At 71.2% G+C, this 12,058-nt stretch carries 10 protein-coding genes; 7 read left to right on the forward strand and 3 right to left on the reverse strand.

Annotated features, from left to right (window positions below; genetic code table 11):
• Positions 1-277 precede the first annotated feature (277 nt).
• The 5 genes from V5F61_RS00115 (at position 278) to V5F61_RS00135 (ending at position 8,660) form a co-directional block, all read left to right on the forward strand.
• Positions 278-4,189 carry a baseplate multidomain protein megatron gene (locus V5F61_RS00115; protein ID WP_393986842.1) on the forward strand — a complete coding sequence of 1,304 codons (3,912 nt, stop codon included), beginning with the start codon at positions 278-280 and terminating at the stop codon, positions 4,187-4,189.
• A 76-nt stretch (positions 4,190-4,265) separates the two neighbouring features.
• The gene (locus V5F61_RS00120; RefSeq protein WP_393986843.1) at positions 4,266-6,212 is read left to right on the forward strand and encodes a DUF2793 domain-containing protein; all 1,947 of its coding nucleotides are present in this window, start codon (positions 4,266-4,268) and stop codon (positions 6,210-6,212) included.
• A gap of 9 nt (positions 6,213-6,221) precedes the next feature.
• Positions 6,222-6,509, forward strand: a complete 288-nt coding sequence (locus V5F61_RS00125) for a hypothetical protein (RefSeq protein WP_393986844.1) — start codon at positions 6,222-6,224, stop codon at positions 6,507-6,509.
• A gap of 409 nt (positions 6,510-6,918) precedes the next feature.
• Positions 6,919-8,043 carry a peptidoglycan-binding protein gene (locus V5F61_RS00130; protein WP_393986845.1) on the forward strand — a complete coding sequence of 375 codons (1,125 nt, stop codon included), beginning with the start codon at positions 6,919-6,921 and terminating at the stop codon, positions 8,041-8,043.
• A 182-nt stretch (positions 8,044-8,225) separates the two neighbouring features.
• On the forward strand, positions 8,226-8,660 hold the full coding sequence (locus V5F61_RS00135; RefSeq protein WP_393986846.1) for a hypothetical protein: 435 nt from the start codon (positions 8,226-8,228) through the stop codon (positions 8,658-8,660).
• 9 nt (positions 8,661-8,669) lie between these two features.
• Here V5F61_RS00135 and V5F61_RS00140 read toward each other — a convergent pair whose 3' ends face one another.
• The gene (locus V5F61_RS00140) at positions 8,670-9,509 is read right to left on the reverse strand and encodes a universal stress protein (RefSeq protein ID WP_393986847.1); all 840 of its coding nucleotides are present in this window, start codon (positions 9,507-9,509) and stop codon (positions 8,670-8,672) included.
• Positions 9,510-9,642: 133 nt separating this feature from the next.
• Positions 9,643-10,149, reverse strand: coding sequence for a flavin reductase family protein (locus tag V5F61_RS00145; RefSeq protein WP_393986848.1), 507 nt, complete (start codon positions 10,147-10,149; stop codon positions 9,643-9,645).
• Positions 10,150-10,273: 124 nt separating this feature from the next.
• Here V5F61_RS00145 and queE point away from each other — a divergent pair, with 124 nt between their 5' ends.
• Positions 10,274-10,906, forward strand: a complete 633-nt coding sequence (queE, locus tag V5F61_RS00150; RefSeq protein ID WP_393986849.1) for a 7-carboxy-7-deazaguanine synthase — start codon at positions 10,274-10,276, stop codon at positions 10,904-10,906.
• Positions 10,907-10,923: 17 nt separating this feature from the next.
• A complete protein-coding gene (queD, locus tag V5F61_RS00155; protein ID WP_393987119.1) occupies positions 10,924-11,280 on the forward strand; it encodes a 6-carboxytetrahydropterin synthase QueD in 357 nt (118 codons plus the stop codon).
• Between the two features lie 18 nt (positions 11,281-11,298).
• Here the strand turns inward: queD and V5F61_RS00160 are convergent, their stop codons facing one another.
• On the reverse strand, positions 11,299-11,907 hold the full coding sequence (locus tag V5F61_RS00160; protein ID WP_393986850.1) for an LOG family protein: 609 nt from the start codon (positions 11,905-11,907) through the stop codon (positions 11,299-11,301).
• Between the last annotated feature and the right edge of the window lie 151 nt (positions 11,908-12,058).

A 12,058-nucleotide genomic window follows, 5' to 3' on the forward strand; every position in this document is an offset into this window, starting at 1 on the left:
CTCCCTGCAAGCGGGAGAGGGGGCCGGCGCGACGAGGAGCCTCGAATGTCGATCCGGCCTGGACGGGTCGACGGCGGCAACCACGCATGGGCGGCAAGTTCCAGCCCCCCTACGAGGGCCGCGCGGGGCCGGTCGGCGGCGTCGCCTCCCAATTCCGGGGGGCGCCGCTGCCTGCGTGCTCGGCGGCAGGCCTGCGCGCGTTCCACCGCCGTTCCCGCGCGAGCCGGCGCGGGTGGTCCACGGCCATCCATCCCATCCACTATTGCGAGGATCTTCCATGGCGACGCTGCTTCTCGGCGCGGCCGGCGGGCTTGTGGGCGGGGCCCTGTTCGGGCCGCTGGGCGCGGTGGCCGGGCGGGCGCTCGGCGCGCTCGGCGGCGCGGTGCTGGACCAGACGCTCCTGGGCGGCAGCCGCACCGCCGCTACCGAGGGGCCGCGCCTCTCCGATCTCGATGTGACGGCCTCCACCCCCGGCGCCGCCATTCCGCGCCTCTATGGCCGCGCGCGCCTTTCGGGGCAGGTCATCTGGGCCACCCGCCTCACCGAGGTGCGCAAGACCGGAAATGCCGCCGCCGGCGGCAAGGGCGGTAGCCTTGCCGCCAAGTCCAGCACGGTCACCTACACCTATTACGCCAATTTCGCGGTGGCCCTGTGCGAGGGGCCGGTCTCCCGCATCGGCCGCATCTGGGCCGACGGCAAGCCGATGGATGTGGCCGGGCTCACCATCCGCGCCCATCTCGGCGGCGCGGACCAGCCCGCCGACCCCTGGATCGCCGCCCGCCAGGGCGCGGAGGCCACGCCCGCCTATCGCGGCGTGGCCTATCTGGTATTCGAGAATCTCGATCTCACCGATTACGGCAACCGCCTGCCGCAGATCACCGTGGAGGTGGAGCGCGCGGTGGGCGCGCTGGAGCGGCAGGTGCGGGCGGTGACCCTCATCCCCGGCGCCACCGAGTTCGGCTACGACACGGTGCGCACGGTGCGGGTGCTCGCCCCCGGCAGCTACGGGGCCGAGGCGCGGCACGTGTCCACCGCCGGCACCGATTTCGAGGCCTCCCTCGACCAGCTTCTCGCCGCCTGCCCGAACCTCGAGCGCGTGTCTCTGGTCGTGTCCTGGTTCGGGGATGACCTAAGGGCGGGCCGGTGCCGCATCCGCCCCCGGTGCGAGCGCCATGTGAAGTCCAACTTCCCGCAGGAATGGGCGGTGGGCGGCCTCTCCCGCCTGGAACTGCCGGATGTCTCCCAGCACGCGGGCCGCGCGGCCTATGGCGGCACGCCCGCGGACATCACCGTCATCCGCGCCATCCGCAAGCTGAAGGAGGCGGGGCTGAAGGTCACGCTCAACCCCTTCGTGATGATGGATATTCCCGCCGGCAACACGCTTGCGGACCCCTGGACCGGCGCCGCCTCGCAGCCCCCCTATCCCTGGCGCGGACGCATCGTGTGCGATCCCGCGCCGGGGCGGCCGGGCTCGGCGGAGGGCACGGCGGTCTGTGCGGCGCAGGTCTCGGACCTGTTCGGTGTGGCGAAGGCGGGCGACTTCCACCGCGCGGGCACGCTCGTGCTCTATTCCGGCGCGGAGGACTGGGGCCTGCGCCGCATGGCGCTGCATTATGCCCACCTGGCGGTGGCGGCGGGCGGGGTGGAGGCCATCCTGATCGGCTCGGAGATGGAGGCGCTCACCCGCCTACGTGACGGTGCCGGGGCCTTTCCCGCCACCGCCGCCTTCGCCGCCCTGGCCGCCGACGTGAAGGGGGTGGTGGGGGCGGGCACGCTGGTTTCCTATGGCGCCAACTGGGCCGAGTATGGCGCCCAGGTGTTCGCGGGCGGGGAGGTGCGGTTCCCGCTCGATCCGCTGTGGGCCTCCCCGGCCATCGACTTCATCGGCATCGATTACTATCCCCCCATCACCGACTGGCGGGACGGAAGCGCCCATCTCGATGCGGCCCGCGCGGGCTCGATCACCGATCCCGCCTACCTCAAGGCGGGGCTGCGCGGCGGCGAGGCGTTTGACTGGTACTATGCGGACGATGCCGCCCGCGACGCCCAGGCCCGCAGCCCCATCACCGATGGGGACCATGGCGAGCCCTGGGTCTACCGCCAGAAGGACCTGTGGTCGTGGTGGGCCCACGCACATCACGAGCGCTTCGGCGGTGCGCGCGCGGAGAGCCCCACCGCCTACGTGCCCGGCGCCAAGCCCATCCGCCTCATGGAGGCGGGCTGCGCCGCCGTGGACAAGGGCCCCAACCGGCCGAGCACCTTCCCCGATCCCAAATCCTCGGAGAACGCGCTTCCGCCCTACTCCTCCGGAGCCCGCGACGACATGGTGCAGCGGCGGACGCTGGAGGCCATCCTGGCCACCTTCGAGCCGGCGGCGGGGGCGGGGCTTGCCGACAATCCGGCGGCGCCGCTCTACGGCGGGCGCATGGTGGACCCGGGCTGCGTGTTCCTGTGGACCTGGGATGCGCGGCCCTATCCGCAGTTTCCCCTGCTCACCGATGTCTGGGGCGACGGCGCCAACTGGAACACCGGCCACTGGCTCACAGGCCGCCTCGGCGCCGCGCCCCTCGACGCCCTGGTGAGCGCCCTGTGCGCGGACTTCGGCGTGGGCGTGGACGCCACCCGCCTCTCCGGCGTGGTGGAGGGCTATGTGGTGAGCGATGTCATGTCCGCCCGCTCCGCCTTGGAGCCGCTCGCCCGCGCCTTCTCCTTCGCCGCGGCGGAGGAGGGGGAGCGCATCATCTTCCACCGGCGCGGCGACGGCGTGGTCACCGCTCTCGGGGCCGATGACCTGGTGCGGCCGGACGACGGCGGCCCGCTCGTCTCCCTCACGCGGGCGCAGGAGAGCGAGCTGCCGCTGGAGGTGACGGTGGGCTTCATCGATCCCCTGCGGGATTATCGCAGGGCCACCGTCTCCTCCCGCCGCCTCGCCGGATACAGCCGGCATGTGACCGAGGCGTCGCTCGCGGTGGTGGCGCCGCCGGCCGTGATGGCGCGCGCGGCGGATGTCTGGCTTCAGGACCTGTGGGCTTCGCGGGAGACGGTGAGCTTCACCCTGCCGCCCTCGCGCGCTGAGCTGGTGCCGGGCGACGTGGCGCGCCTCGCTCTCGACGGGCGGGAGCGCCTGGTGGAGATCACCCGCGTGGAGGAGGCGGAGGCGCGCGCTGTCACCGCCCGCTCCATCGACCCGGAGGTGTTCGACGCGGCGCTGGAAGAAGCCGCGGGCGGCAGCGTCGCGGTGCCCGCGGCCTCCGGCCCGCCGGAGGTGGTGGTGCTCGACCTGCCGGCCATGGAGAGCGCGGATCCCCTGCCGCTGCAATATCTCGCGGCGGCGGCCGCGCCCTGGCCGGGCACGCTGGCGGTGTGGCGCTCGGCGGACGGCGAGAGCTTCGAGGCGGTGGCGGTGCTCACGGCACCTGCCGCCCTCGGCACGCTCCTCACCGCCTTGTCGCCGGGGCCGCTCTGGCGCTTCGACCGGTGCAATGCGGTGCTGGCGGCCATGACGTCCTCGCAGCTTGTCTCGGCAAGCGAGGCGCAGGTGCTCGAGGGCGCCAACGCCGTCGCTCTGTTCGCGGAGGGGCGCGAGCCGGAGATCATCCAGTTCACCGAGGCCGAGCTGGCGGATGCCGGCACCTACCGCCTCTCGGGCCTGCTGCGCGGGCGGGCCGGCACCGAGGCCGCAGGCGCGCTGGAATGGCCGGCCGGCACCCGCCTGCTGCGGCTCGACGGCACCCTGGCCACGGTGGCGGGCGGGCTCGGCGCCCTCGGGCGGGGCCCCATCTTCCGCGTGGGGCCGGCGCGCGGCGACCATGGCGGGGAGGATGTGGCGCAGGTGTCCGCCACCGTGGCGGGCCGCGCCTTCCGGCCGCTCGCCCCGGTGCACCTGAAGGCGCGGCGCACGGCGGCGGGGGTGGCCATCGGCTTCATCCGCCGCGCGCGGCTCGACGGCGACGGCTGGGATGCGCTGGAGGTGCCCCTCGGCGAGGCCGGCGAGGCCTATCGGGTGGAGATTCTCGACGGTGCCGGCGTGGTCCGCGCGTTCGAGGTGTCCGCCCCCGAGGCGCTCTACGCGGCCGCGGATGAGATCGCCGATTTCGGCGCAGCGCAGGCGAGTCTCACCGTGCGGGTGAGCCAGCTCTCCGCCACCGTGGGTGCCGGCGCGGCGGCCGTGCGCACCTTCGCCCTCTGATCCCTGCCCCTCATCTTTTCTCCACCTCGCGTCTCCGGGCTGCCTGCCCGGAGACGCCTTTCGTCCGGGAGTGCCCATGGCGTCCGACCAATCGGCGAATCTCGCCCTGCCGTACCTGGCGGCGGCGCAGGCGCAGAAACATGTCACCCACAACGAGGCGGTGCGCCGCCTCGACGCCTATGTCCAGCTCGCCCTTGAAAGCGTGACCGCGCCGGCGCCGCCCGCCGCGCCGGACGAGGGTGCGCGCTGGTTCGTTCCGGCCGGCGCCGGCGGCGCCTTCGCCGGGCAGGCCGGCAAGCTCGCCGCCTATGAGGCCGGCGCCTTCGATTTCCTCGCCGTGCCGCGCGACACCCTCGCCTATGTGCGCGACGCCGGTCGCTTCGCCCGCTTCGACGGCGCCGCCTGGGTGCCGCTGGCGGCGGGGAGCGGCGAGGCGGGCGCGCCGCTCGTGCTGGAGAGCATCACCGCCGCTGCGCCGCCGTCGGCGCCGGGGGAGGGGGCGTCGTGGTTCGTCCCGGCCGGCGCCACCGGCGCCTTCGCCGGGCATGACGGCAAGCTCGCGAGCTTTGTGGCCGGTGCCTTCACCTTCCGCGCGCCGGTGGCGGGAACGCTGGCCTTCGTGCGTGACGAATGGCGCCTCGCGCTCCATGACGGCGGCGACTGGGTCTCGCCCCTTGCCGTGCGCCCGGCGCGGGCGGCCATCGAGGCGCGGGTGCTGGAGGAGGATCTGGTGCTCTCCGGCAGCATGGCGGAGACCACCATCGCCATTCCGGCGCGGGCCATCGTGCTCGGCGTCTCCACCCGCACCCTCTCGGCGGTCACCGGGGCCGCCTCCTATGATTGCGGCATCGCCGGGGAGGCCGGGAAGTTCGGCGCCCTGCTCGGTGCCGCGCTGGGCTCCTTCAATTCCGGCGTCATCGGGCCGACCGCCTTCTACGCCGCCACCCCGGTGCGCCTCACCGCCAACGGCGGCGCCTTCACCGGCGGGCGGGTGCGGGTGTCGATCCATATCCTCATGTGCCCCGCATCGGCCTTTCCGCAGCGCGAGGCCGCATGGTGGACCGATGCGCCCCGCCTTCTCGACGGCGTCGCGCCGAGCCTTGCCGCGGATTTCTCCCGCGAGCGCTATGCGCTGGGCGGCGCCCACGGCTCCTCCACCAGCATCCTGCAGCGCACCGGCGGGGCGAAGACCGTGGTCTCCGCGGCGGGCGAGCGGATGACGGCGCCTGCCAATACGCTGGCTTTCGACTATTCCAGCGGCCGGCGCCGTCTCCTGCTGGAAGGTGCGGCCACCAACCTCTTCATCGGCTCTGCCGCACCCGTGGCGGCGCAGAACATCACGGTGACGGCGCAACCCTACACGCTCTCGTTCTGGGGCACCGGGGCCATGGCGCTGAGCGGGGCAGCGAGTGCCACGGTGGCCGGCACCGGCGCCAATGCCCGCACGGCCTACACCTTCACGCCCGCCGCCGGCACCCTCACGCTCACGCCATCCGGCAGTGTCACAAACGTGCAGCTTGAGGTGGGAGGCCGGGCCAGCTCCCACATCGCCACGACCTCGACGGCGACCGCCCGCGTGACGGATGTATGCGCTCTTTCGAGCGCGGCGGTGGCGATGCTGCCATCCGCGGGTCCGTGCACGCTCGCCTGGCGCGGCGCAAGCTCGCAGACGGGCTATGCGTGGCTGGTCACGGTGTCAGGCAAGGAGTTGATCCGCCGCTCGACGGACGGGCTCTCTGTGCTCGCCGTCGTGCCGCTTGCGCAGGGCACGGGCCTTGGGATCGCGGCCGTGGGCATCACGCCGTTCGGCATCGCCATCGGATGGGATGGGAGCGGCGGCATCGGCAGCACCAATGGCGGCGCGGCAACCTCCAACACCACAACTCCGTCGGGGGCCATCACCTCCGCCCACATCGGGGCGGGCACAGGCGTCAACGGGTGGATTGAGCTGGACGAACTGCTGGTCTGGCCGGCGAAGGGCGCCGCCGCCGCCGTGCAGGCGCAGGCCAGGGCCTGGAGCTGAGGAGAAAGCATGAACACGATCCATCTCAAGTTCGCGGATCGCGCTGAGGCGCTTGCGGCGCTCGCCGCCTTATTGGGCTATGGGCCGCAGCAGGACGGCACAGGGCAATGGTGGCCTACCACCGGAACGGCCGGTGGCATCCGCTATGACCTGTGCTTCCTGGCCGACCAGGGCGTGACCACGGGCTCCGACGGCGACCACGTGAACCTGTTGTGGTGGGGTGACGCCGCCGGAGCGCCGGATTTCGGCGCCCATGTGGTGATGCCGCAGACGCCAAGCGCCGTTTTTGCGGTGTGATGACTGCCGCTGGCGCCTCACGGATGGCCGTCAAAAAGCGCAGCCATCTGGAGGCGTGGTGGCGGCCGGCTGGCGCGCGTCATGGCTTCGGAATGCGAAGCACTCGTGACTCTTCAGCTCGTTGTGTCGCCTCTTCGACCACAAGTGATAGAAGGTATGCCAGTGTCGTCAATGTGTTGGTGGATGCAACCGCCTGCAACTCTGTAGCGATTGTCCTGATGTAATCAGGCACTTCTGTTTGTATCTTGCATGACCCCTGCATTTCAAAACTCCGTTACCATGCAATGAGAACTGCGGGCGAAATTTTATAAAGCTTTTTGGTGGTATGCAATAACCAAATAACATGAAATAAATGTGCAATATGGCTGACGCCGAGGGGGTGAGCCCGCTTGCCGTCGAAGGAACGATCATGAGCACCTATGTCTTCACCTCCTTGGAGGCCGAATATGCACGTCGCTGGGCAGACATGGCTGTGACGCCTGCGCGCCTTTCGGCGGTTGAGGAAACGGCCCGTCGGGTCATCGCCGGGAAGGCTCGCTACCGGGTGGTCGAGGGCCGCACCGGCGTGCCCTGGGCATTCATCGGGGTGCTGCACGCGCGCGAGTGCGGCTGCGATTTCCGGGGAGTGCTTCACAATGGCGAGAGGATCCTCGGCACTGGTCGCAGGACCCGACTCGTGCCCGCCGGGCGGGGGCCTTTCGAGACATGGGAGGCGGCGGCCGCTGATGCGCTCGCGCTCAAGGGCTACCGGCCCGGCTTCCCGTGGACCCTTCAGCGCTGCCTCTATGAAGGCGAGCGTTTCAATGGCTTCGGCTACCGCATGCGCGGGGTGCCCAGCGCCTATCTCTGGAGCGGCTCGAACCAGTATGCGCGCGGCAAATATGTGGCCGACGGGGTGTGGAGCGCCTCCGCCGTGGACAAGCAGATCGGCATCGCGCCGCTCATGAAGCGACTCATGGAGCTCGATCGCGATGCCGGTTTCGGGCCGGGCACGGCGCCATTCGATGCGCCCGGCGGCGACCTCGATCCCGGCGCGGTCCGCGCCCTGCAGCAGCGCCTACGCGACCTCGGCTATGCGGAGGCGGGCCAGGCCGACGGCGCGTTCGGCCCGCGCACCACGGCGGGCGTCGCCGCCTTCCAGGCCACCGCCGGGCTTCCCGTCTCCGGCCGTCTCGACGGCGAAACGGCGGCGGCGCTGGCCACCGCCGCGCCGCGTCCCGTCGCGCCGGAGCGCGCGCGCCTTACGGCGGGAGCGCTCGCGGCCCGCGGTGACGCGGTGGTCGCCGCTGCCGGCTGGAGCAAGCGGGGTGCGCTGCTGCTCGGCGCGCCGGCCGTGCTGCTTGGCGTGCTGGAGCAGGTGCCTGAGGCGCTGGGCCGCCTCGATGCGGTGCGCGGCGCCCTGGGCGGCCTGCCGTCCTGGAGCTGGCCGCTGGCGGTGGCGGCAGTGGCCGCGGGGCTCTACGCGCTCGCGCACCAGGCCGAGACGGCCGAGGTGGAGGCCGTGCGTAGCGGCCGCGACGCCGGGCCCGGCTGAGGCGAGGGGAGGCGTGGAAGGCTGGCGCCTGCGAAGGGTGAGTACGCCGGCGCCATGCGGCACGAGGCTGCGCCGGTAGCGCTTTTCCTTCCGCCCAAGTCCAACTAAGACTGTGCGGCGGCCTTCGCGGGCTGCGGCCCGCTTCCACGCCGCAAGGCCATGGCGTTGAAAGATCCCGTGCGATGTCCGTCCGTCAGGTGTCCGCCACGCTCAGTGCCCTCGTTCTCGGAGCGCTCCTTTCGGGCTGCGCCAGCGATGCGAATTCCAGCCTGAAGGGCACCGCCAACATCGCCCTGCCCACCGCGCCGGTGATGCGCGGCGCGGTCTCCGGCGGGCTCATCAGCGGCGCCATCGGCAACGGCCTCGACGACACCGATCGGCAGAAGGCCTTCGACGCGGAGATCGCGGCCCTGGAGACCGGCGGGCCGGGCTATCCCACCGGCTGGAAGAGCGACAGCGGGGCGCACGGCACGGTCATCGCCGGGCCGCCCTATCACCGGCCGGGCTTCCAGACCTGCCGCGACTATTCCCACACCATCTACATCGACAACCGTCCGCAGATCGCGCGCGGCGCCGCCTGCCGGAATACGGACGGCAAGTGGCAGGCGGTGGGCTGAGGCCGCCCCTCAATAGGACATGAGCAGTGGCACCGGGCTCTCTCCGAGCAGGGACTGGGTGACGCCGCCGAGCACCCATTCGCGCACCGCGGAGTGATGGAAGGCGCCCATCACCAGCAGGTCGGCGTTGAACAGACTGGCCTGCTCGCGCAGCGTGCCGGCGATGCCTTCGGCCTGCACCACCAGGTCCTTCACGCTTACGTTCACACCGTGGCGCGCCAGGTGGGGGGCGATCTCGGCGCCCGGCACGCTTCCCGCCAATTCCTTCTCGGTGCCGATGGCCACCACCTCCACGGCCGCGGCGGACTTCAGGATGGGCATGGCATCATTGACGGCGCGCGCGGCGCGAGCGCTCCCGTCCCAGGCGATGAGCACGCGCTCGTGCCGGAACGCGTCCCACCCCGGCGGCACCACGATGAGCGGGCGGCCGCTCTCGAACAGCAGCGCCTCGATGAGGCCGCGGTCGGTGCCGGCGGTGGCGGCCGCTGCGTCGAGCACGCTGATGTCGTGCACACGCGCCTGGGTGACGAAGGCTTCCGCCAGCTCGCCATAAGGCAATTGCGGGCTCTCCACGGAATAGGCGACGCCCTGGGCCGCCGCCTCGCCGGCCGCGCGCTCCGCCACCGCCGCCGCCAGCGACCGCAGGCGCCGGTTGTGATCGGAGACGATGCCTGCCGCCATGTTGCTGACGAAGGCGGTGCCCAGTACCACCTTGAGCGATGCGGCCTGGATGGTGGCATGGGCACCGGCCTGCCGGGCCAGGGAGAGGCCGTAGGCAAGTGCGAAGGAGGGCTCGTCGATGCCTTCCTCGGTCACGCCGATGAGGACGCTTCTCAGGTTGTGCAGCATGGGCCTTCCTCGAAAGTTGTTCTGGTCCGCGAACGGCTTGCCGTTTGGAGACAGTAAGGGCCGGCGCGCCGGGGGACGTTGCGTCAGGTCAACGCCTGTCTAGACCTTCGCGACCGCCGGTTGAAGCCTGCTCTCACCCGGCGGGCGCCGCGAGGGTGCGGTAGCGGCCGCGATAATAGAGCAGCGGCGCCTCTTCCCCCTCGGCATGCATGTGCACGACGCGGCCCACGAAGATCACGTGGTCGCCGCCGTCGTAATGGGCATAGGGCACGCACTCGAAGGCGGCGTGGGCGGGCAGCAGGCGCGGCGCCCCGCTGGGCCCACGCTCCCACTGCGTGTCCGTGAACTTGTCCGCGCCGGCGGTGGCGAAGCGGTTGGAGACATCCTGCTGGTGCTCCAGCAGGATGTTCACCGAATAGGCCCCGGCCTTCTCCAGCCGGGAGAGGGAATTGAGCTTGCGCGACATGCAGAACAGGATGAGCGGCGGATCGAGGGAGACGGCGGAGAAGGAATTCACCGTCACGCCCATCAGCCCCTCGTCGTCGGCGGCCATCACCACGGCGATGCCGGTGGCGAAGCGGCCGAGGGCGTTGCGCAATTCGCGCGGGTCGAGGCTGGCGTCGAGGTCGAGGGTGGTCATTCGATAGGGCTCGCTGGGAATGTCGGATTCGTCCGGCTGGCCTATCCTAGCCTCCTGGCGCGGACCTTTCGATGCCGGCGGCGCGCTTCCCCCGGCGGCGGGATGGGTCTAAAGGCATCGGCCCATGGCCTATGCTGTCAAAGAGATGTTCCGGACCCTGCAGGGGGAGGGCGCCCAGGCCGGGCGCGCGGCCGTATTCTGCCGCTTCGCCGGTTGCAATCTCTGGTCCGGCCGCGAGGCCGACCGGGAGGATGCCGCCTGCCGTTTCTGCGACACCGATTTCGTGGGCCTGGACGGGGAGGGCGGCGGGCGCTTCGCCACTGCGGACGAGCTGGCGCGAGCGCTGGCGCGGGTTTGGGGGCCGGGCGCCGAGCGCCGCTTTGTGGTGTTCACCGGCGGAGAGCCGCTGCTGCAGCTCGATGCGCCCCTGATCGCGGCGGCCCATGCCGAGGGTTTCGAGATCGCGGTGGAGACCAACGGCACGCTGCCCGCGCCCGAGGGCATCGACTGGATCTGCGTGAGTCCCAAGGCCGGCGCGCCCCTTCTCCAGCGCAGCGGGCAGGAACTGAAGCTCGTCTTCCCGCAGGCGGGGCTCGACCCCGAGGCCCTTGCCGGGCTCGACTTCGCCCAATTCTTCCTTCAACCCATGGATGGACCCGAAAGGGCGCGCCACACAGCGATGGCGGTGGCCTATTGCCTCGCGCATCCGCGCTGGCGCCTGTCCGTCCAGACCCACAAGATGATCGGCATTCCATGACCGCACCGGCGCCCACCATGCGCATCACCCAGGGCTTCACCTTCGAGGCGGCTCATTTCCTGCCTCGCGTGCCGGAAACCCACCGCTGCCGGCGCATGCACGGCCATTCCTACAAGGTGGAGCTGACGCTGGAGGGGGCGGTGGACCCCGGCACCGGCTTCGTGGCGGACTTTTTTGACATCGAGGCGGTGTTCGCGCCGCTGCTGGCGCGGCTCGACCACTATTGCCTCAACGACGTGGAGGGCTTGGAAAATCCCACCGCGGAGAACATTTGCGCATGGCTCTGGGCGCGGCTGAAGCCCGACCTGCCGCAGCTTTCGGGCATCAGGGTGTTCGAGACGCCGCTCTCCTATGCGGAGTACGACGGGCGCTGAAGGCGCCACGTCCGCCGGCTACATCTGCCGCGCAAGCTCGGCCTCGCCCTCGTGCAGGTCATGGTCCGGAATTGCCGCGGCGGCGGCCTGGAGCGTCGGCAGGATGTCCTCGATACGGTCGGCCGTGAGGATGTCCAGGGGCCGCTCGGCGGGGAGGAAGCCGGCATCCTGCATGTGGCCGATGAGGTCCAGGAAGGGGTTCCAGAAGCCGCCGAGGTTGGCGAGCAGGATCGGCTTGCGGTGGCGGCCGAGCTGGGCCCAGGTGAGCTGCTCCACCAGCTCCTCCAGGGTGCCGATGCCGCCCGGCAGGGCCACGAACGCATCCGCCCGCTCGAACATGAGCCGCTTGCGCTCGTGCATGTCGGCGACCTCGATCATCTCCGCCCGGTGGCGGAAGGCGCGCTCCACCCGCACCAGGAAGCGGGGGATGATGCCCGTGACCTCGCCGCCGGCGAGGGCGGCGGCGCCCGCCACCTCTCCCATCAGGCCCACGCCGCCGCCACCATAGACGAGGCGGATGGAGTGGGCCGCCAGGATCTCGCCCAGCCGGCGCGCGCCTTCCGCGAACGCCGGATCGCGGCCTTGGGAGGAGCCGCAATAGACACATACGCTTCCAATTGTAGCCATGGACCCACTTTAGCACTGTTTCGCGCACCGCGACGTTCGCCTTGCGCGCATGCTCTTCCCCGCCACCTTCCGCGTGAGGCGCGACGGGCGCGTGACAGGGTCGTCTTGAAATGGTCACTGTCATCGTTTATCGGCGATGAACGATGAGTTG

Source organism: Xanthobacter sediminis (genome assembly GCF_043195015.1).
Taxonomy (GTDB): Bacteria; Pseudomonadota; Alphaproteobacteria; order Rhizobiales; family Xanthobacteraceae; genus Xanthobacter.

Coding starts and splice junctions, on each gene's coding strand:
- V5F61_RS00115 (WP_393986842.1), top strand. CDS start 278: ATGGCGACGCTGCTTCTCGGCGCGGCCGGCGGGCTTGTGGGCGGGGCC.
- V5F61_RS00120 (WP_393986843.1), top strand. CDS start 4,266: ATGGCGTCCGACCAATCGGCGAATCTCGCCCTGCCGTACCTGGCGGCG.
- V5F61_RS00125 (WP_393986844.1), top strand. CDS start 6,222: ATGAACACGATCCATCTCAAGTTCGCGGATCGCGCTGAGGCGCTTGCG.
- V5F61_RS00130 (WP_393986845.1), top strand. CDS start 6,919: ATGAGCACCTATGTCTTCACCTCCTTGGAGGCCGAATATGCACGTCGC.
- V5F61_RS00135 (WP_393986846.1), top strand. CDS start 8,226: ATGTCCGTCCGTCAGGTGTCCGCCACGCTCAGTGCCCTCGTTCTCGGA.
- V5F61_RS00140 (WP_393986847.1), bottom strand. CDS start 9,509: ATGCTGCACAACCTGAGAAGCGTCCTCATCGGCGTGACCGAGGAAGGC.
- V5F61_RS00145 (WP_393986848.1), bottom strand. CDS start 10,149: ATGACCACCCTCGACCTCGACGCCAGCCTCGACCCGCGCGAATTGCGC.
- queE (WP_393986849.1), top strand. CDS start 10,274: ATGGCCTATGCTGTCAAAGAGATGTTCCGGACCCTGCAGGGGGAGGGC.
- queD (WP_393987119.1), top strand. CDS start 10,924: ATGCGCATCACCCAGGGCTTCACCTTCGAGGCGGCTCATTTCCTGCCT.
- V5F61_RS00160 (WP_393986850.1), bottom strand. CDS start 11,907: ATGGCTACAATTGGAAGCGTATGTGTCTATTGCGGCTCCTCCCAAGGC.